The following is a 19487-nucleotide window of genomic DNA, read 5'->3' on the forward strand; positions in this document are numbered from 1 at the left end:
GACGTGACACAACAGCCGACACGGCGGGAAACCCCATTGCGCTGGCAGTATGGGCTATCGGCCGACACGCGCGCTACCAACGTCCTGGCCGGGTATATCTAGAGGAACTGGCCGGCCGTGAAACCCCCGAGCAGCACCGCGAACGCTCCGATCTCACCGACGACCAGTGCGATCATCGACACACGCAGTGCCGCGTCCGGGCGCTCGAACTGGTTGGCGGTGTCGCGCCGGGCGCCGTGCACGATGTAGCTGCCGATGGCCGCCACGAAGAAGAACACCAGGATCCCCGCACACGTCGCGTTCACGGCCGTCGGCCAGTCGCTGAGCTCGACGAACGCCGAAACGAGAAGCGTCGCAAACGAGTACAGGAGTGCGGATCGGTGCGCGATGTCCACGTAGGGGTGCGCGAGGTGATCCGGCGACGTGCGCATACCGTGGTACTTCCACGCCCCGAGGATCAGGGCGAGCAGGAAGATCAGTCCGGCCGCGAACAGCGTCAGGCGAGTGTCGAGCCCCAGGGTCATCGCGCAAGTATGCATATCGGCGACCGCATATAGTCCGACCCATGCGCCACGAGACCTCCGCAGACGTCCCTGCCCGGATCGGCACCCCCCTGAGCCCGAGCGCCACCCGCGTGATGCTGCTGGGCTCCGGCGAACTGGGCAAGGAGGTGATCATCGCGCTGCAGCGCCTCGGCGTCGAGGTGATCGCCGTCGACCGCTACGCCGACGCCCCCGGACACCAGGTGGCGCACCGCGCCCACACCATCGACATGGGTGACCGCGAGCAGCTGCTGCGGCTGATCGAGGACGAGCGGCCGCATTTCGTGGTTCCCGAGATCGAGGCCATCGCCACCGAGGCGCTGGCCGAGGTCGAGGAGCGCGGGCTCGCCGTCGTCATCCCCACCGCGCGTGCGACGCAGCTGACGATGAACCGCGAGGGCATCCGTCGCCTCGCGGCGGAGGAGTTGGGGCTGCCGACGTCGCCGTACGCGTTCGCCGACTCCCTCGACGAGGTGCGCGCCGCCACCGAGCGGATCGGGTTCCCGTGCGTGATCAAGCCGGTGATGTCGTCGTCCGGCAAGGGGCAGTCCGTGGCCCGCAGCGCCGACGATCTCGAGAAGTCTTGGGACTGCGCACTTTCCGGTGGTCGGGTGAACAAGGGGCGGGTCATCGTCGAGGGCTTCGTCGACTTCGACTACGAGATCACCCAGCTCACCGTCCGCGCCGTCGACGGCACCCACTTCTGTGAGCCGATCGGTCACCTGCAGGACTCCGGCGACTACATCGAGTCGTGGCAGCCGCAGGCCATGAGCCCGGCCGCGCTGGCGGCGGCACGCGGGGTTGCCGAGAAGGTCACGACCGCACTCGGCGGCCGCGGCATCTTCGGCGTCGAACTGTTTGTCAAGGGCGACGACGTCTACTTCTCCGAGGTCAGCCCGCGCCCGCACGACACCGGCCTGGTGACGCTGCGCTCGCAGCGGTTCTCGGAGTTCGAACTGCACGCCCGCGCCATCCTCGGCCTGCCCGTCGACACCACGCTCGCCGCACCGGGCGCGTCCGCCGTCATCTATGGCGGCGTCGAGTCCGCCGGGGTCGCGTTCGAGGGCGTCGCCGACGCCCTGTCGGTGCCGGAGACCGATCTGCGTCTGTTCGGCAAGCCCGAGGCGTTCACCCGTCGTCGCATGGGCGTCGCGGTGTCCACCGGACCCGACGTCGAAACCGCCCGTGAGCGCGCCCGCGAGGCGGCGTCCCGGGTGCACGTCGTCGTACCGGAGTGAGCAGCCCAGCGTGAGTACCGGGGTCGAGGTTCTGCTCGGCCTGGTGATGCTCGTCGGGCTGATCGGCGTCGTGGTGCCGATCCTGCCCGGCACCCTGCTGATCGCCGGGGCGCTGCTGGTGTGGGCGATCCTCGACGCCACCGCGGCCGGCTGGGCGGTGTTCGCGGTGGCCGCGCTGCTGCTCGTGGCGTCGGGCGTCGTCAAGTACACGTGGCCGGGGCGCCGGATACGCGACGCCGGCGTCCCCAACCGGTCGGTGATGTTCGGCGGCCTGGTGGGGATCGTCGGGTTCTTCGTCGTCCCCGTCGTCGGACTGCTGCTCGGCTTCCTGCTCGGCACGTACGTCGCCGAGGCCGCCCGGCACCGAACCCACCGCGACGCGTGGGTCTCGACCGTGCACGCCACCAAGGCCGTGGGGCTGTCGATCCTCGTCGAACTGTTCGGGGCACTGCTCGCCGTCGGGCTGTGGCTGGGCGCGGTGCTCGCGCTCTGACTCAGGCGGGGCAGCGATACCACTCACGCGCGTTGCCGCCGAGGACCGCCTCGAGGTCGTCACCGACCGCGTCGGCGATGACGTCGACGTCCGCGGCCTCGAACGCGCGACGGGCGCGGGTCCCGGGCAGGTCGGTGCCGAACATGAGCGCCTTCGGGTTGACGGCGTGGATCTGGCGCACGACGTCGCCGACGTCGCCGATCGACGTGCGTCCGAAGCCGGTGGCCTTCACCTTGGCGCCGCGGTCCACGAGGTTGAGCAGGTAGCGCAGCCCGCGCGTCGACATCCCGAGGTGGTCGATGCTCACGGCCGGCAGCTTCGCGAACACCGGTTCGAGCGACAGCAGCAGCGTCGCGTCCACGTAGAACTCGGCGTGCCAGCCCACCAGTTCGTGGGCGCGCAACGCCTGCTTCGTCAGGATCCGCACGTCGGTGGCGCTGCGCCGCAGATTGAACCGCATCCCCCGCACCCCGGCCCGGTCGAGCTCGAGGATGTCGTCGTCGGTGGCGTCGGGGTCGAGATGGGTGACGCCCACCCAGCCCTCGCCCAGTTCGCGCAGCGCGGCCAGCAGTTGCGGCCGGCCGAGGGTGCCCTGGTACGACGCGGTGACGACGGCGCCACCGTCCACGCCGAACCCCGCCATGCGGGCGCGGTAGTCGGCGATCGTGAACGGATCGGGCAGGTAGCCGTTGTTCTCCACCAGGGGGAACCGCGGGTCGATGATGTGCACGTGCGCGTCAAACACGTGTCTCATCATGCCCCGCGAAAAGCTGAAGGGTCCCTTCATACGCTGTCGGCGTACGAAGGGACCCTTCAGCTGGAGGCCGGAAGATCAGGCCTTGTGCGGCTCGCTGGCGCGCAGCATGTCCTCGCGCTCGACGACCTTGATGCGCTCGCGGCCCTCGGGCTCGCCGAGGGAACGCTCGTGGGCGTCGAGGCGGTACCAGCCCTGCCATGTGGTGTAGGGGACACCCTTGCCCTCGAGGAAATCGATGACCGCGTCCTGGCCCGGCTCGGCGGCACCCGCGAAATTGGGGGCGTCCTCGAGCAGGCAGGCGATGGTCTCGTTGGCGTCGCCCTTGGTGTGGCCGATCAGGCCGACCGGACCGCGCTTGATCCAGCCGGTGACGTACGTGCCGTCGATGTGCTTGCCGTCGTCGCCGATGACACGTCCGGCCTCGTTGGGAACGGTGCCGGCCTGGTCGTCGAACGGGATCGACGGGATGTTCTGCGACAGGTAGCCGACGGCGCGGTAGACGGCCTGGACGTCCCAGTCGTTGAACTTGCCGGTGCCGCGGACGTTGCCGGTGCCGTCCAGTTCGGTGCGCTCGGTGCGCAGGCCGACGACCTTGCCGTCCTCGCCGAGCACCTCGTGGGGGGACTCGAAGAAGTGCAGGAACAGCTTGTGCGGGCGGTCGCCCTGGTCGCGGATGGCCCAGTCCTGCAGCGTGTTCGCGACCATGTCGACCTGCTTGGACGAGCGACGAGCGATCTCGGAACCCTCGTCGTAGTCGATGTCCTCGGGGTCGACGATGACCTCGATCGTGGGGGAGTGGTCCAGCTCGCGCAGCTCGAGAGGCGTGAACTTGGCCTGCGCGGGACCGCGGCGGCCGAACACGTGCACCTCGACGGCCTTGTTGTTCTTGAGGCCCTCGTACACGTTCGCGGGGATCTCGGTCGGCAGCAGCTCGTCGCCGGTCTTGGCGAGCACGCGGGCGATGTCGAGCGCGACGTTGCCGACGCCCAGCACGGCCACCTTCTCGGCCTCGAGCGGCCACGTGCGCGGCACGTCCGGGTGGCCGTCGTACCAGGAGACGAAGTCTGCGGCGCCGTAGCTGCCGTCGAGCTCGATGCCCGGGATGTTCAGGGCGCGGTCGGCGTTGGCGCCGGTCGAGAAGATCACCGCGTCGTAGAAGCGGCGCAGGTCCTCGAGGGTGATGTCGGTGCCGTAGTCGATGTTGCCGAGCAGGCGGACGGCATCCTTGTCGAGGACCTTGTGCAGCGCCGTGATGATGCCCTTGATGCGCGGGTGGTCCGGTGCGACGCCGTATCGGATGAGGCCGAACGGGGCCGGCATCCGCTCGAACAGGTCGATGCTCACCTCGGTGTCGGACTTCATGAGCGCATCGGCGGCGTAGATACCGGCCGGGCCGGCGCCGACGATGGCCACGCGCAGTGGACGAGTCTGGTCAGTCATCTGAGGCGAACTACCTTTTCGATTGGACGGACGTGCATGTGCTTGCTCGGGTGACAGCGTACGTGCGACTCCGGGTCGAACTGAGTCCTACCTAACACCCGGTGGTCGTCCAGCTGCCGCGGGCGGCGGATTCCCTGGAAGTAACCGTCCCCCGACTTCATGCTAGAACCCGCAGTGCGGCGGCACCCCACGGTTGCGGTGTGAGCTACCTCTGGGTACCAGGCTCTGATTTGGGGGGTCACAAATATGGTTTGTGCCCTGGGCTGTTCGGGACCCGGTCGCGGGCGACCCGCGCCTACGGGAGAAAATCGCAGGTATGACCGACCAGCACGAACCGGCCGAGGATCCTTCACGCACGACGATGAAGCCGTTTCTCCTCGCGGTGTCAATAGTCGCGATCGTGATGATCGGAATTATCATCTCGGCGCTCGTATCCCCGGCCGAGGAGAACCGGTCCGACGGCGACCGGCTGAACGCCTCGGCCACCGACTTCGTCCGCGCGGCCAACAACGACGACCCCGAGGGCGTCGACCGCATGGTGTGCGACGGCTTCGTCGCCGACCGCTCGCCGCTCGCCGGCCGCGAGGGTGAGGTGACCGTCGAGGACGTGTCGAATGCCCAGGTCAACGGTAGCGGCGCCACCGCGGACGTGCGCATCAACGCGGACGACGGCAAGGGTGCGACGTCGTCGACGTGGCAGTTCGTCCAGGGCGACGGCCGCTGGCTCGTCTGCAACTGACGCGAACCCATCCGACTGACGCGCCCGGGTTGCCCGGATCTCGCGTTTCGGGACATCCGCGTGCTACGCCCGTCCGGCCCCTGTGGAAAGCTGGACCGGTGAGCTACGCAGGAGACATTACGCCGCAGCAAGCCTGGGAGCTGCTGCGCGAGCATCCGGACGCCGTGCTCGTGGACGTGCGGACCGACGCGGAATGGCGATACGTCGGTGTGCCCGACACGTCCTCGATCGACCGTCGGACCGTGCTCATCGAATGGGTGAGCTACCCCACGGGTGCGCGCAACGAGTCCTTCGTCGACCAGCTCGTCGAGGCCGGGATCGTCGGCGGCGCCGACGCGGAGTCCTCGCGGCCGGTCGTCTTCCTGTGTCGCTCCGGCCAGCGCTCCATCGGTGCGGCCGAGGCCGCCACCGCCGCCGGCATCGGGCCGTCGTACAACGTGCTCGACGGGTTCGAGGGCGGGCTCGGCGGGGACGGGCGCCGCGGGACCTCGGGCTGGCGGGCTGTGGGCCTGCCCTGGACGCAGTCATGAGCGCCATCCCGCAGGGCGGGTCGTTCCGCAAGCAACTGCCCGAGTCCGTCCGTCCGGCGACCCTCGGCGTCCGCGGCGGCACGCTGCGTTCCGGATTCGAGGAGACCTCCGAGGCGATCTACCTCAACTCGGGCTTCGTGTACGAGTCCGCCGAGGCAGCCGAGCAGGCGTTCACCGGCGAGGTCGACCACTTCGTCTACTCCCGGTACGGCAACCCCACCGTGAAGATGTTCGAGGAGCGGCTGCGGCTGCTCGACGGCGCCGAGGGCTGCTACGCGACCGCGTCCGGCATGTCCGCGGTGTTCACCGCGCTCGGCGCGCTGCTCGGCAAGGGCGATCGCCTGGTCGCCGCGCGCAGCCTGTTCGGCTCGTGCTTCGTGGTGTGCAACGAGATCCTGCCGCGCTGGGGCGTGGAGACCGTCTTCGTCGACGGCGAGGACCTCGACCAGTGGGAGCAGGCGCTGTCGGTGCCGACCACGGCCGTGTTCTTCGAGACGCCGTCCAACCCCATGCAGACCCTCGTCGACGTCCGCAAGGTGTCGGAGATGGCGCACGCGGCCGGCGCGAAGGTGGTCATCGACAACGTCTTCGCCACCCCGTTGCTGCAGCGCAGCCTCGACCTGGGCGCCGACGTGATCGTGTACTCCGGCACCAAGCACATCGACGGCCAGGGCCGCGTCCTCGGCGGCGCGATCCTGGGCCCCAAGGACTACATCGACGGCCCGGTGCAGCAGCTGATCCGGCACACCGGCCCGGCGCTGAGCCCGTTCAACGCGCACACCCTGCTCAAGGGGCTCGAGACGATGCCGCTGCGGGTGGGCCACTCGGTGGACAGCGCGCTGCGTATCGCGCAGTTCCTCGAGGCCGATGCGTCGGTGCGCTGGGTGAAGTACCCGTTCCTCGAGTCGCACCCCCAGCACGAGCTGGCCAAGTCGCAGATGAGCGGCGGCGGCACGGTCGTGACGTTCGAGCTGGACGCGGCCGAGGGCGAGGGGAAGAAGCGCGCGTTCGAACTGCTGAACAAGCTGCGCGTCATCGACATCTCCAACAACCTCGGCGATTCCAAGTCGCTCATCACGCACCCGGCCACCACCACGCACCGCGCGATGGGTCCGGAGGGACGAGCCGCGATCGGCCTGTCCGACGGCGTCGTGCGCCTGTCGGTGGGTCTGGAGGATCCGGAGGATCTGCTGGAGGACCTGGCGCAGGCGCTGCGCTGACACTCACGGGAGGGGTTGGGTCATCGAGGTTGTACTGCTGGGCACCGGCAGTGCCGACGGGTGGCCCAACCCCTTCTGCGTGTGCGCGTCATGTCGCACCGCCGCCGCGCGCGGTGAGATCCGTGGCCAGACCGCGGCCCTGATCGACGACGTGCTGCTGCTCGACTGCGGCCCGGAGGTCCCGCGGGCGGCCGTGCGCGCCGGGCGCCCCCTCGACGCCGTCCGGCACATCCTCTTCACTCACGCCCACCCCGATCACGTGGGCCCGGCGGCCCTGCTGTTCCGCGCCTGGGTGCAGCGCGACCGACCGCTCGACGTCGTCGGCCCGCCCGAGGCGCTCGATCTGTGCCGGGACTGGGTGGGCCCCGACGATCCGGTGCGGTTCGTTCCCGTCGTCCCCGGAGATCGAATTGTCCTGAACGGGTACGAGGTTCGGGTGCTCGAGGCCGCGCACACCGCGATCCGGGACGGCGACAGCGTGCTCTACGACATCGCCGCGTCCGGCGGCGGCCGCCTGCTGTGGGCCACCGATACCGGTCCGCTGCCGTCGTCCACCCTCGACGCCGTCCGCGATGCCCGGTACGACGCGGTGTTCCTCGAGGAGACGTTCGGCACCCGCACCGATCTCGGTGCCGGACACCACGATCTGACGACCTTCCCGCGCACCGTGGTTGCGCTGCGCGACATCGGCGCCGTCACCGATGCCACCGACATCGTCGCCGTGCACCTGAGTCACTACAACCCGCCGACGTCCGAACTCGCGGAGCGGCTGCGGCCGTGGGGCGCGCGGGTCGTCGACGACGGCGCGGTCGTGCGGGTCGGGGAGCCGGCGCCGCGGCGGGGGACGTCGTCGCGCACGCTCGTCCTCGGCGGTGCCCGCGCCGGCAAGTCGACGTACGCCGAGGCGCTGCTGGCCGCCGAACCGCGCGTGACCTACCTCGCGACGGGCGGCATGCAGGAGGGGGACCCGGAGTGGGCCGAGCGGGTGGCGCTGCACCGCGAGCGGCGCCCGTCCGGGTGGACCACCGTCGAGACCACCGACGTCGCGGCGGCGCTCGCGGACGCGCGCGACCCCGTACTGCTGGACTGCCTCGGCACGTGGCTCACCGGCCGCCTCGACCACCACCGGGTGTGGACCGGCGGCGACTGGGGCGCGGTCGACGCCGACGTCGCCGACCTCGTCGCGGCGTGGCGGGCGGCGCGCGTGCCGATCGTGGCGGTGAGCAACGAGGTCGGCAGTGGGGTGGTGCCGTCGACGCCGGCGGGCCGCCGCTTCCGCGACCTGCTTGGGCGGGTGAACTCCGCGGTGGTGGCCGAGTGCGAGTCCGTCGTGCTGGTGGTCGCGGGGGTGCCGACGCCGCTGCGGTCGGGTCCTACCGACTGATCCCTCTCATGCCAGAGTGCGTACGACCTGACCGACGTGCAGGACTCCGCGCGGGTCGAGGTCGTTCGCCAGCGCACCGAGCCAGTGCCAGGTGTCCTCGTCGTAGGACCGGGCGATCCGTTCCGGGTCGGCGCTGGCGGCGAAATTGGGCAGGGCACCTCCGGTGACCCATGTGGCCACGGCCTGTGCGACGACGCGGGCGTGCTCGACGACCGCCTCGGCGAGGGGCGGAGCGAGGACGCCCACGACCATCAGCGCGAACGAGGCGCCGCGGTGGCAGAAGGCGCTGCGATGGCGGGGCTCGCGGGCCAGTGCACCACCGAGCAGTCGGAGTTCGATCACCGTCTGCGGCGATCCGGAACCCGGTCCGGCGACCGCGAGCAGGGCGTCGACGGCGTCGTGTGACAACGGATGGGTGAGGGCATTGAACTCGTGGGTCGGCATCGGGTCGACCGGATCGGCGTGGATCGCGGACAGCGCCGCGTACGGCATCGGGCCCACGGAGTCGATCAGCGGCGTCGCCACCGCACGCAGGCGCGCGATCAGGGACTCGGCCTCGGGCTCGTCTGCGACACTGGCGAATCGGACGGAAACAGTGAGCCGGCCCGCGAGCGGAGGCGGGATCTGCGGCAGCGGAGGGAGCTGCAGGAACGCGATCGACGTCGAGCTGTGCTCGGGCAGGTCGCGGCACCAGTCGAGCCAGGCATGCGCGACCACCGCAGCGTCCGCGCCGTCGAAATAGAGAGCGCCGCCATAGATCTGGGACAGTGGCAGCAGATCGATCTCCACCGCCGTGACGATCCCCAGTGTCGCCTTTCCGCCGCGCAGGCCCCAGAACAGCTCGGCATGCTCGTCCGGTGTGACATGTAACTGCTCACCGCCACCGGTGACGACGTCGAACGCCTGCACGTGGTCGGAGGACAGCCCGTAGGTGCGCACCAGCGGACCGATGCCCGCGCCGGTGAGGAAGCCTGCCACTCCGACCGTGGCGGAGGAGCCCGTCAGCGGCGCCAAGCCGTGTGGCGCCGCTGCGTCGAGAACGTCCTGCCAGATCACGCCGGCACCGATGTGCGCGGTGCGGGTGTCGGGGTCGACGACGCACTCGTTCAGTCGCCCGGTGTGCACCAACAGGACGTCACCGCTCACGGCAACCGCGCCGTGCCCGGTGCGCTGCACGGCAACCCGGAGTCCGTGCTGCCCGGCGAAGCGGACCGTGGTCGCGACATCGTCCGCATTCGCAGCCGCGACGACCGCACGGGGGGTGACCGGGACAGCCAGGTTCCACGGCGTCGTCAGTTCGTATCCCGGTTGGCCGGGAAGGGCGACCGATCCGGTCAGACATGCACGGAGTGACGCGATCGTCTCGTCGCTCACCGGGGTCTGGAGGTCCATGGAAGCTTCCTTTCGTCGTCCGCTTTCGGGGCGTGAAAGAAAGAATGTCTGGGCCCACTTGGGCGGTTCTTGTGCACCGCGAGACCGTGGCTCCAAGTTTTCCCCAAGCGCGGGACCCGTCGATGACGCCGGGGCCCGCGCTCAGGCGGGCAGCGACCGTGCCTGTGCCGCCAGTCCGTGCATCCCGCGGCGTTCCGATTCCTCGGCGACCGCGGACAGTTCACCGGCGCGCCCAGCCGAGTTAGGCTCGAGCTGCGCGCGAAGCAGTCTGCACCGCAGCAGCGTCGGCGCGCCCGACGTACGGTGTGCGATCTGCTCCGCCTGCTCCAGCAGGGCTGACGCCTGATCGGTCTGCCCCAGCATGGCGTGCAAGCGTGCGGACGCCTCGGCGACCGTACCGACGACCCCCACCTGTCCCACGGTCGCGATCCGGTCCGTGAAGGGCGCGAGAAGTTCGAGGAACAGGTCGGCGTACTCGACCAGGGACAGATCGGCGACGATATGGGCGAGTAGCGTCTGGTGTCCCAGCGTGGTCCACACGTCCGGCCCCGGGCCCGACGTCCAGCGCGCGATGCCCTCGACCGCGGCCCGCCGGTCGCCCCGTGCCGCCGCGATCGCGGTACTCCATGCCCTCGGCTCGACAAAGCCGGGTGTCGTGCCAGCCAGCTCACCCTGCTCCCATCTCAAGGTGTTCTGAGCGAGGTCGGCGCTACCCGCGGTGTACAGCTCGGTTTGCAGATGGATCTGCCGTGCCGTGTCGTACTGTCGCGCAGCTTGTTCGAGGTCTCCGCGCCACTCCGCGAGCGTGCCTTCCATCCACCTGAGCTGGACTCGAACCACGGGTAGGCGCAACAGGTCGCAGCCGATGATTCCCTGGCGCATGTGTGCGGCGGCGGCATCGACGTTCGCGAGATTCATCTGCGTCATGCTCGCGACCGTGTGCACGATGACGTCGTCGACCCGCGACTGCTGGTGCGGCAATTCGAGCAGCTCGGTCAGCAGTTCGACCGATTCCCGACCATGCCGCGCCACTCCCGAGAAGAGGAGGATCCGACCCAGCAGTGCATCGGCGATCACGTCCGGATCACCCTGGGCCCGAGCCAGTTCGAGCGCGCGCCGGCTTATACCGTCGGGCACTGCGGAATCCGGGTGGTAGCAGTTGCCCACCGCGAGCGCGGACAGGACCCGGGAGTGCGCGACGGGATCCGACTCGACGAACGGTTCCAGTGCGTCGAGGCGTTCGAGGAGCGGCCCCGGATCCCGGCCGTACGACACCCACGGCCACCCTCCCGCGGCACGCAGGAGTGCGGCCGCCAGCCGCCCCGCGCCCGAGGTGCGTCCTTCGCGCACCGCGTCGAGCAGACCGGCACCGACGACGTCGAGAACGGTCTGCCCGCGACCGGCGCGGGCCAGTGCCTCCACCCGAGCCACCAGCAGATCGTCACGATCGTCGGGCGACCGTTCCGACGCGGGCAGTTGGTCGAATATCTGGACGGCGGTCTCCCACCAGTGCGCGGCGGTCTCCGAACTCCATCGCTCCGTCGCCTCCCGGGCCGCGACGGTGCACGCGTCGAGCACCTCGCGCGGATCCGCCAGGGGCAGTGCGGCGCATAGGTGTTGGGCACGCCGACTGGCACGGTCCGCATCGGAGGACTCCGCCAGGATCTCGGCGACCCGCGCGTGGATGCGCTGACGTCGCAACGCGGGCATGGCCTCGAGGACCTCGTGTCGCAGCAATCCGTGCGCGAAGACGTATCCCCGTGCCCCGGGCGCAGTCACGATGATGCGTTCGTCCGCCGCCTCGTCGAGGTAGTCGGCGAGCGCGTCCAGGTCGAGGCGAGACGCCGCCGCCAAGAGGTCGATCTCGATGGCGTCGCCGAGCACGGCCGCAACTCGCAGCACCTGCAACACCGCCGGTTCCACGGCTGCGAGTCGTCTGCCCAGCACCGACCGGACGGCCATCGGTATCTCGTCGCCGAGTCGCTCGTCGCGCGGCAGCCGCGCGTACTCCGAGACGAACAGCGGGTTACCCCCGGTTCGGTCGGTCAGGACCTGGACATGGGCCGGACCGATCCGCTCACCGGCGACGTGGCTGGCCAGCTCCTCGACCTCGGCCGGCCCCAACGGCGGCACCGTGACGTGCCGGTTGCCTTCCCCGCGCAGCACCGCATCGACGAGTGCACCGACCGTTTCGATTCCGGTGTCACGCAGCGTCAACACGAAACACACCGGGCGGTGGAGTAGCGCGCCCACCAGATAGGACAGGCACCGCAGCGAAGTCGGGTCGGCCCACTGTATGTCGTCGACGACGACGGCCAGAGCGGGCTTACCCGCGACCGCTGCTTCGATCACCTCCAGCACCCGTTCGTACACGGCGAATCGCGCCTCGTCCGGGTCGACGCCCGTCGCCGGAATCAACACCGCGTCCGCGTCGCCGCCGAGCTCACGCACCAGTCGGCGGATCGGCCACCAGGCGGGTGCGCCGTCGTCCTCCGGGCACCGCGCCCAGACCGCCGCCCCACCGACAGCCACCGTCCGCGCAGCACACTCCTCCGCCAACCGTGTTTTCCCGATCCCGGCGGGGCCGGTGAGTGCAAGCCACCGCGTCGAGCCGGCGAGGACGTCGTCGAGCATCCGCTCGATCACGAGCGTTTCGCCTCTGCGCCCGACGAACACGCGGCCGGTTTCCACCTCGCCGACCGCGTCGCCCGCCCCGGGTGCGTCGGCGCTCGAGGACTGGGACGCGGGTAGCGGAACTAGCGGAACGTGTTCCGCCCCGGTCCATCCCGGTGTGCGGGGCCAGGCCGCGAGACCCGGATCGTGGCGCAGGATCGCACTCTGGAGTGCACGCAGCTCGGTCCCGGGCTCGAGCCCCAACTCGGCGTCGAGCCGACCGACGTGCGATCGGAACCACTCCAGCGCCTCCGACGACCGGCCTGCCCGGTGCAGCGCGAGCATCCGGAGCCAGCAGGTTCGGTCCCGGTACGGGAATTCGCTGCACAACTGGGCCGCTTCCACGAGGGCGGGCGGGACCCGCCCCAGCGCGAGCAGCGCGGTGATCCGGGTCTCCCTACATTCTGTCCGTACCTCGTCGAAGCCCGCGGCCTCCACCTGAACCCACGGCGCATCGGCCAGGTCCTCGAGCAACGGCCCCCGGACTGCCGAGAGTGCACGGTCGGCGGTCTTCAGCGCTGGTTCCCACGCCCCGTCCTCCGCGAGACGCCGCGCGTTCTCGGCGTCGTCGAGGAAACTCACCAGATCGACCTCGTCGGTCGAAATGTCGAGGACGTAACCCGGCGGTTGCCGCCCGATCGGCGAGGTGGCTCCGGTCTCGACACGGAGCACCCGGCGTAGGTTCGAGATGTACGCCTGGATGCTCGCCATGGCACTCGCGGGCGCATCGTCCCCCCAGAGGGCGTCGACGAGGCGGGCGGTGGACACCACCCGCCCCCGACCGAGCAGCAGGACGGCCAGGACCGCGCGTTGCTTGCGCGGCCCCAGATCGAGGATCTCGTCACCGGAGTCGGTGTGGGCGACCTCCAGCGGTCCGAGCAGCCGATAGATCATCTGTGGACTCCTCGTACCCGACGACTCCGGACTGCACGAGTGTAGGGACCGAGAGGCGTCGATGTACGGCAAAACGATCATCGCACTGCCGAAACGACCTCACCGACACCGTCGGCGCTCCGACGCGCAGAACGTCGCGCGGGCAGGGTTGCCGCGCAGACCAGCGCTCCGAGCGCCGCGACGAGTGAGGCGACCATCAGCGCGGCGTGGAGGCCGGAGACGAAGTCCTCCGGCGATCCCCCCGGCAGCATCGATTGCGCGGGCAGGAGGGCTCCGAGACCGGCCACGCCCACAGCAATCCCGGTCTGGCGGAATGCGTCGTTGATGCCGGCGGCCAACCCGAAGTGGTCGGCAGTGCTCTCCCCAAGCACCAGCCCGCTCATCACCGGATTGAACACTCCGGCGCCCACCAGGGCGACGGCGAACCCGGGCAGGATCGCGTACTTCGAGCTGGACACGTCCACGACGGTCATCATCACCAAGCCCGAAGCCACCAAGATCAGCGAAGCAGTCAGCGTGACCGACACAGGGATTCGGCCGTCGAGTTTCGCGGTTGCGCCTGCGACGACGAACATGGCGACCGTCGCGGGCAGGTACACCAACCCCGCCTCGACAGGCGACAAGTGCAGGATGTTCTGCAGGTAGATCGTGGTGTAGACGAACACCGCGAACAACGACGCCGAGATCGCGAAGGCCGCGACCTGCGCGCCCGCGAACGCCCGGTTCGTCAGCAGCTGCGGCGGCAACATCGGTTCACGCGCCCGCAGTTCGTATCCGACGAATCCGATCAGCGCGACGGCACCGACGACGAGAGCGACAACCGTCGCCGGCGCGGTCCATCCGACCTCGTTGCCGCGCAACAGCCCGAAAACGAGCGCGCCCAACCCGATGCAGACGAGGATCTGTCCGATCACGTCGGCACCGCGGGGGTTCGGGTCCCGCGACTCCGGCACCCACCTGACAGTGACGGCGAGTGTCAGCAGTCCGATCGGGACGTTGATCAGGAAAATGGCCCGCCAGTGCACCAGCTCGGTCAGCAGACCGCCGACCAGCGGACCGATCGCGAACGCCCCGCCGATCGTGGCGCCGTACGCGGCCAGCGCCGTGGTGCGCGCGGGACCCTTCTCGAACACGTCGGCGAGGAGTGCGAGCGAGCAGGCGAACATGACGGCGGCGCCGACCCCTTGCACCGTGCGTGCAAGGTCGAGCACCAAGATGTCCGGCGCCACCGTGCAGATCAGCGAGGCGACGGTGAACGCCGCGATGCCGATTTCGAACACGTAGCGACGCCCACGCCGGTCAGCCCACGATCCGGCGCTGAGGACCACGGTCGCCAACGCCAGCGTGTAGGCGTCGACGACCCACTGCAGCCCGCTCACGCCGGTGTCGAGATCGACCGCGATGGAGGGCAGGGCGGTGTTGACCACGGCGATGTCGAGCATCAACATCGCCGTGGTCACGCAGACCACGATCAGGGTTGCGCGTCGCGTTGCGACGCCCTTCGGAATTGTTTCGACCGGCATCGGGTGTCCTTGGTGTGTCGTGGGAGCGGCACGAGGGCTCTCGCGCCGTCCCCACCGTGTGCCCGCGCGCTTGGCTCGCACCGGGTGAAACCCTTGGAGGCGTCCCGCCCAAACGGCCGAGGTGCGAATTTCGTCGACCCGATGCCGCCACACAACACCCATTCTGGGCTCGATCGGGAGAATTGACGCACCGCACGCGGGGTGCGTCCTAGCCTGGCAACCGGGACTGCAGTGGGGCCACGCCCGATTCGAGGTGTTCATGACATCTGTACAGGGTCAGTGTGATTCGGCGTTCGACGGTGTTCGTCAGGTGTTCGAGGAGAGCTTCGAGGACGGGCAGAATCTGGGTGCCGCGGTGGCGGTGTTCGCGGACGGCCGGTCGGTGGTGGACCTGTGGGGCGGCGTCGCGGATCGGGGCACCGGACGGGAGTGGGCGTGGGACACACCATGCGTGGTGTTCTCGTGCACCAAGGCCGTGACGGCGGCCGCAGCGCTGTTGCTCGTCGAACGCGGCTACGTCACCCTCGACGAACCGGTGGCCGAGTGGTGGCCGGAGTTCGCGGAGAACGGCAAGAGCGGTGTCACACTCGAGCACCTGCTGACGCACCAGGCGGGTCTGCCCGCCTTCGACGGCCCGGTGTCCGTCGCTCAGGCCGCCGATCCGGTCGAGATGGCCCGGCGACTCGCTCGGCAGGCGCCGGAGTGGGAACCAGGAACCGCGTTCGGCTACCACGCGCTCACATTCGGGTGGCTGATCGCCGAAGCGGTGCGCCGGCATGCGGGGACGACGGTGGGCCGGTTCGTGCGCGACGAGTTCGGTTCGGACCTGTGGATCGGGGCACCACCGGGCACGATCGAGCGAGCGGCGCGGATCAGCGTCCCGCGCCGCGGTGAACCGAAATCGGCGTTGACGGACATCGCCACCCAGACCCGGATAGGTGCCGCGTACGCGGAACCGGCGTCGCTCATCTTCCGCGCCACCGCCAATCCGGCGGCGTCGTACAACGACCCGGCCCTGCTGGCGGGCGGGTGGCCGTCGGCGGGCATGGTGACGACGGCCCGCGCCCTCGCCCGCTTCTACCGGGACCTGGTGCACGGGGTGTCGCTGAGTCACGAGACCCTGTCCGACGCGCTCCGCGTGCGGGTGCGGGGACTGGATCAGGTGCTGCTCACCGACAGCGCATACGGGCTCGGGTTCATGCGTCCCGCGCAGAGTTTCGAGCTTCCCGAGGTGGCGTCCGCCGCGTTCGGGCATCCGGGTGCGGGCGGGGCGGTGGGATTGGGCGATCCCGACCACGGCCTGGCGCTCGCGTTCGTGCCGAATCTCAAGCGCGACTACTTCGCCGGCGACCGTCGGGCGCACCGGCTGATCGAGGCCGCCTACGCCGCGATCATGTGAAACATCTTTTTTCAGAAGGGGTTCGCGGTGCGCCCCACCAGATCTGCGACCGACTCGAGCACCAGCGTCGGCCGGTACGGGAACGTCTCGACGGTCTGACGGGTGGAGATGCCGCTGAGCACCAGGATGGTCTGCAGACCGGCCTCGAGGCCCGACACGACGTCGGTGTCCATCCGGTCTCCGATCATGAGCGTGTTCTCCGAGTGCGCCCCGATCGCGCGCAGCGCCGAACGCATCATCAGTGGGTTCGGCTTGCCCACGTAGTACGGTTCGCGGCCCGTCGCGCGCGTGATGAGTGCCGCGACCGAACCCGTTGCGGGAAGCGAACCCTCGCGGGACGGACCGGTTGCGTCCGGGTTGGTGGCGATGAATCGGGCGCCCCGCTCGACCAGGCGGATCGCGGTGGTGATCGCCTCGAAGGAGTAGGTGCGGGTCTCGCCGAGCACCACGTAGTCGGGGTCGTTGTCGGTGAGGACGTAGCCGATCTCGTGCAGCGCCGTCGTCAGACCGGATTCGCCCACCACGTAAGCGCTTCCGCCGGGGCGCTGGTTCTTCAGGAAGGTCGCGGTGGCGAGCGCCGACGTCCAGATCGACTGCTCGGGGATGTCGAGACCGCTGCGCAGCAATCGGGCGCGCAGGTCGCGCGGGGTACGGATGGAGTTGTTGGTCAGCACGATGAAGGGGGTTCCGGCCTCTTGCAGCTCGGCCAGGAAGTCATCGGCGCCGGGAATGATGTGTTCCTCGTGGACCAGCACCCCGTCCATGTCCATGAGATAGGTCCAACCGGGGTTCCGCTCGTCGGTACTCACGACTCCAGTATCCGTCATGCCCCGATCGCCGGCCCGATCACCGCCCACGAGTCCTGCATCTCGGCCTCGAACAGGCCCCACGAGTGGCTGCCCTGATTGCGGTAGACGACCGTCGCCGGGATCCCGAGCGAGCGCAGTCGCGCGTCCATCACCGCGGTGCAGCCCTGCGTGATCGCCTCCACCACTCCGCCGCCGATCGCCTGCGGGATGGTCAGCAGCGGGTTGTGGTCGTCGATCGGTCCCGGCACACCGGACGCAGCGGACAGGTACAACGCCTTGCCGCGCAACCGTTCCGCCTGCACGACGGGGTCGTGCTGGATCCACAGCGGACCACCGCTCGGACCCCACATGTTGGCCGCGTTGCCCCCGCCGCGCAGTTCGACCATCGATCGGACCATGGCCTGCCCGTTGGGGTCGCTGGTCTGCGCGCACCCGCTGTACGAGCCGACGGCGCGGTAGACGTCGGGCGCCTGGATCGCGAGGTCGAGCACCGGCCCGGCTCCCATCGACACGCCGCCTATGGCGTTGACGCCGGTGGTCCCGAACTGCCGGTCGATCACGGGCGGCAGCTCGCGTGTGAGGAACGTCTGCCACTTGTTGCGGCCCAGCACCGGGTCGTCGGAGACCCAGTCGGTGTACATCGAGAACTTGCCGCCCACCGGCAGCACCACGTTGACGTGCTTGTCCGCGAAGAACTGCGCGACCTTCGTGTTGTTGAACCACGAGATGCCGTCCTCGCCGCCACCGATCCCGGTCAGCAGGTAGAACGTGGGCGCGGGACCCCCGCCGACGGGGTGGATGACGTCGCTCGTGACCACCCGATCCATCGACGGCGAGTACACCGAGATCCGGGTCACGCGGTCGCTCACCTGGACTATGCCCGCGACGTTCGACGGTGCGGCCTGCGCGGTGAGCGCCGTCCCGGCCATCGCGGCCACCGTCATCCCGACGAGGACGAGTGAACGGAGGATCCGGCGTGCCGTTGCACCGACCGTCGTTCCGGAGCTTCTCATCGCGCACCTCCGGCCGAGTTGGCCTGAATTGCTTTCCGGCTGAATGAAGCTCAGCACAGCATATCCGCGGGGCATCCGGCTGGGGGAGCGGATCGCGGACGCGACGTGCCTGCATGTCGACAATCCCGCCTGTTGAGTCTTGGATGTCTGTATGGATGGCAATCGAATCCCGGATCCGGTACGCGTGATGGCCGGATTCGTAACGCTGCTCGGCGACGGCGCGCGGCTGGCGGCGACCACGACGCTGGACGTGGCGTCGCGGTTACCCGTTGTCGGGCCCGGCCTCGCAGCGCTGGATGCGCGGGGTGCCGAGACGCTCAGGGTGGCGGACGCCGTCACCGATCGGCTGCTGCGACTGGTCGTTCGCCGAGTGGTGGCCGCCGCGTTGGCGGAGGTGGACATCACGACCGTGGTGCGCGATCACGTCGACCTCGACACGATTGCCGAAGGCATCGACGTCGAGCGGATCGTCGACCGGGTGGACATCGAGCACATAGTGGATCGGGTCGACGTCGACGCGATTGCGGCACGGGTGGACATCGCGCCGATCCTCGATCGCGTCGACGTGAACGACGTCGCCGGCCGGGTGGACGTCGAGCGGATCGTCGATCGGGTCGACATCGGGCGAATCGTCGACCGCGTCGACGTCGACGCGATCGCCGCGAAGGTGGACGTGGACGCGGTGATCGAACGGATCGACCTGGTCGGGCTGTCCAACGAGGTGATCGACGGCGTCGACCTGCCCCGGATCATCCGGGAATCGACGAGTTCGATGTCGACCGAGGCGGTACGCGGTGCGCGGACGCAGGGCATGGCCGCCGACGACGCCGTCGCGGGCTTCGTCGGACGGCTGTTCGGCCGCGAGAGCGGTGACTCGTGACCGATGTTCGGCAGTCGGCTCCGGCTCACCGCCCCGCCGGCATCGTCACCCGCGGTCTCGCGGCACTCATCGACATCGGAGTGGTGCTCTTCCAGATGGGGGTGATCTACGCGGCCCTCGTCTTCGCCCGGTTGTTGTTCTCGCCGCAGGAGTTTCGATTCCCGCACACGCAGCTGCTGCTGTCGATCACGACCTTCCTCGGGCTGTCGGTGCTGTACCTGACGGTGTGCTGGGCAACCAGTGGACGCTCGGTCGGCGCGGTCGCGATGGGTCTGCGTCTGGTCAGTCGCGACGGCCGACTGGTCCGGCTGCCGCGGTGCGCGCTCCGCGCGGTGCTGTGCGTGCTCTTCGGATTCGGGCTGTTCTGGGCCGCCGTCGATGTGCGCCGTAGATCCCTCCAGGACATCCTTTTGCGAACGTCCGTCGTCTACGACTGGACACCCGCCCCGGATCTGGTCGAACACGATCTCGCGCACCCCACCGACCGCGACCGATGAGAGGGGGCTGTAGCCCGGGAGTGACGCGGGGCATACTCGAAGCCAATCGAATCGGGTAGACGAT

At 69.5% G+C, this 19487-nt stretch carries 17 protein-coding genes; 9 read left to right on the plus strand and 8 right to left on the minus strand.

What is annotated here, in order from left to right; all coding sequences use genetic code 11:
- Window positions 1-98: 98 nt before the first annotated feature.
- Complete coding sequence (locus ABI214_RS18325; protein WP_348603941.1) at window positions 99-524, minus strand: hypothetical protein; 426 nt, start codon at window positions 522-524, stop codon at window positions 99-101.
- A 41-nt stretch (window positions 525-565) separates the two neighbouring features.
- Here ABI214_RS18325 and purT point away from each other — a divergent pair, with 41 nt between their 5' ends.
- Together purT and ABI214_RS18335 are read left to right on the plus strand one after the other, a co-directional pair.
- Entirely contained in the window at window positions 566-1780 is a 1215-nt protein-coding gene (purT, locus tag ABI214_RS18330; RefSeq protein ID WP_348603942.1) for a formate-dependent phosphoribosylglycinamide formyltransferase, read from the plus strand.
- A 10-nt stretch (window positions 1781-1790) separates the two neighbouring features.
- Window positions 1791-2273 (plus strand): DUF456 domain-containing protein, encoded by a 483-nt coding sequence (locus ABI214_RS18335; protein WP_348603943.1) that lies wholly within the window; start codon window positions 1791-1793, stop codon window positions 2271-2273.
- Between the two features lies 1 nt (window position 2274).
- Here the strand turns inward: ABI214_RS18335 and ABI214_RS18340 are convergent, their stop codons facing one another.
- Window positions 2275-3018, minus strand: a complete 744-nt coding sequence (locus ABI214_RS18340) for an amidohydrolase family protein (protein ID WP_348603944.1) — start codon at window positions 3016-3018, stop codon at window positions 2275-2277.
- Between the two features lie 87 nt (window positions 3019-3105).
- Entirely contained in the window at window positions 3106-4470 is a 1365-nt protein-coding gene (locus ABI214_RS18345; protein WP_348603945.1) for an FAD-dependent oxidoreductase, read from the minus strand.
- Between the two features lie 316 nt (window positions 4471-4786).
- Here ABI214_RS18345 and ABI214_RS18350 point away from each other — a divergent pair, with 316 nt between their 5' ends.
- The 4 genes from ABI214_RS18350 (at window position 4787) to ABI214_RS18365 (ending at window position 8343) form a co-directional block, all read left to right on the plus strand.
- A complete protein-coding gene (locus ABI214_RS18350; protein WP_348603946.1) occupies window positions 4787-5209 on the plus strand; it encodes a hypothetical protein in 423 nt (140 codons plus the stop codon).
- 98 nt (window positions 5210-5307) lie between these two features.
- Entirely contained in the window at window positions 5308-5739 is a 432-nt protein-coding gene (locus tag ABI214_RS18355) for a rhodanese-like domain-containing protein (RefSeq protein WP_348603947.1), read from the plus strand.
- Window positions 5736-6959, plus strand: a complete 1224-nt coding sequence (locus ABI214_RS18360; RefSeq protein WP_348603948.1) for an O-succinylhomoserine sulfhydrylase — start codon at window positions 5736-5738, stop codon at window positions 6957-6959. The genes ABI214_RS18355 and ABI214_RS18360 overlap by 4 nt, the downstream gene beginning before the upstream one ends.
- Before the next feature lie 22 nt (window positions 6960-6981).
- Window positions 6982-8343, plus strand: coding sequence for a bifunctional adenosylcobinamide kinase/adenosylcobinamide-phosphate guanylyltransferase (locus ABI214_RS18365; RefSeq protein WP_348611745.1), 1362 nt, complete (start codon window positions 6982-6984; stop codon window positions 8341-8343).
- A gap of 6 nt (window positions 8344-8349) precedes the next feature.
- On the opposite strand, the gene ABI214_RS18370 is transcribed toward ABI214_RS18365, so the two are convergent.
- The 3 genes from ABI214_RS18370 to ABI214_RS18380 all read right to left on the minus strand — a co-directional run bounded on the left by ABI214_RS18370 (window position 8350) and on the right by ABI214_RS18380 (window position 14825).
- Complete coding sequence (locus ABI214_RS18370) at window positions 8350-9735, minus strand: FAD-binding oxidoreductase (RefSeq protein WP_348603949.1); 1386 nt, start codon at window positions 9733-9735, stop codon at window positions 8350-8352.
- 141 nt (window positions 9736-9876) lie between these two features.
- Window positions 9877-13302, minus strand: a complete 3426-nt coding sequence (locus ABI214_RS18375; protein ID WP_348603950.1) for a BTAD domain-containing putative transcriptional regulator — start codon at window positions 13300-13302, stop codon at window positions 9877-9879.
- A gap of 77 nt (window positions 13303-13379) precedes the next feature.
- A complete protein-coding gene (locus ABI214_RS18380) occupies window positions 13380-14825 on the minus strand; it encodes an MFS transporter (protein ID WP_348603951.1) in 1446 nt (481 codons plus the stop codon).
- A gap of 259 nt (window positions 14826-15084) precedes the next feature.
- Between ABI214_RS18380 and ABI214_RS18385 the strand changes: the two genes are divergently transcribed.
- Window positions 15085-16224: a serine hydrolase domain-containing protein gene (locus tag ABI214_RS18385; protein ID WP_348603952.1), complete on the plus strand. Its 1140-nt coding sequence runs from the start codon at window positions 15085-15087 to the stop codon at window positions 16222-16224.
- Between the two features lie 11 nt (window positions 16225-16235).
- On the opposite strand, the gene ABI214_RS18390 is transcribed toward ABI214_RS18385, so the two are convergent.
- Together ABI214_RS18390 and ABI214_RS18395 are read right to left on the minus strand one after the other, a co-directional pair.
- A complete protein-coding gene (locus tag ABI214_RS18390) occupies window positions 16236-16994 on the minus strand; it encodes an HAD-IIA family hydrolase (RefSeq protein ID WP_348611748.1) in 759 nt (252 codons plus the stop codon).
- 53 nt (window positions 16995-17047) lie between these two features.
- On the minus strand, window positions 17048-18046 hold the full coding sequence (locus ABI214_RS18395) for an alpha/beta hydrolase (RefSeq protein ID WP_348603953.1): 999 nt from the start codon (window positions 18044-18046) through the stop codon (window positions 17048-17050).
- A 151-nt stretch (window positions 18047-18197) separates the two neighbouring features.
- On the opposite strand from ABI214_RS18395, the gene ABI214_RS18400 reads away from it, so the two are divergent.
- A complete protein-coding gene (locus ABI214_RS18400) occupies window positions 18198-18926 on the plus strand; it encodes a hypothetical protein (protein ID WP_348603954.1) in 729 nt (242 codons plus the stop codon).
- On the plus strand, window positions 18923-19423 hold the full coding sequence (locus ABI214_RS18405; RefSeq protein ID WP_348603955.1) for an RDD family protein: 501 nt from the start codon (window positions 18923-18925) through the stop codon (window positions 19421-19423). The genes ABI214_RS18400 and ABI214_RS18405 overlap by 4 nt, the downstream gene beginning before the upstream one ends.
- The last annotated feature ends 64 nt before the right edge of the window (window positions 19424-19487 follow it).

Origin of the sequence: Prescottella soli, assembly GCF_040024445.1 — a bacterium.
Taxonomy (GTDB): domain Bacteria; phylum Actinomycetota; class Actinomycetes; order Mycobacteriales; family Mycobacteriaceae; genus Prescottella; species Prescottella soli.

Bases quoted from the DNA above. Each gene is read 5' to 3' on its own strand.
- ABI214_RS18325 (WP_348603941.1), bottom strand. From the start codon at position 524: ATGACCCTGGGGCTCGACACTCGCCTGACGCTGTTCGCGGCCGGACTG.
- purT (WP_348603942.1), top strand. From the start codon at position 566: ATGCGCCACGAGACCTCCGCAGACGTCCCTGCCCGGATCGGCACCCCC.
- ABI214_RS18345 (WP_348603945.1), bottom strand. From the start codon at position 4,470: ATGACTGACCAGACTCGTCCACTGCGCGTGGCCATCGTCGGCGCCGGC.
- ABI214_RS18350 (WP_348603946.1), top strand. From the start codon at position 4,787: ATGACCGACCAGCACGAACCGGCCGAGGATCCTTCACGCACGACGATG.
- ABI214_RS18360 (WP_348603948.1), top strand. From the start codon at position 5,736: ATGAGCGCCATCCCGCAGGGCGGGTCGTTCCGCAAGCAACTGCCCGAG.
- ABI214_RS18370 (WP_348603949.1), bottom strand. From the start codon at position 9,735: ATGGACCTCCAGACCCCGGTGAGCGACGAGACGATCGCGTCACTCCGT.
- ABI214_RS18375 (WP_348603950.1), bottom strand. From the start codon at position 13,302: ATGATCTATCGGCTGCTCGGACCGCTGGAGGTCGCCCACACCGACTCC.
- ABI214_RS18380 (WP_348603951.1), bottom strand. From the start codon at position 14,825: ATGCCGGTCGAAACAATTCCGAAGGGCGTCGCAACGCGACGCGCAACC.
- ABI214_RS18385 (WP_348603952.1), top strand. From the start codon at position 15,085: ATGACATCTGTACAGGGTCAGTGTGATTCGGCGTTCGACGGTGTTCGT.
- ABI214_RS18390 (WP_348611748.1), bottom strand. From the start codon at position 16,994: ATGGACATGGACGGGGTGCTGGTCCACGAGGAACACATCATTCCCGGC.
- ABI214_RS18395 (WP_348603953.1), bottom strand. From the start codon at position 18,046: ATGAGAAGCTCCGGAACGACGGTCGGTGCAACGGCACGCCGGATCCTC.
- ABI214_RS18400 (WP_348603954.1), top strand. From the start codon at position 18,198: ATGGATGGCAATCGAATCCCGGATCCGGTACGCGTGATGGCCGGATTC.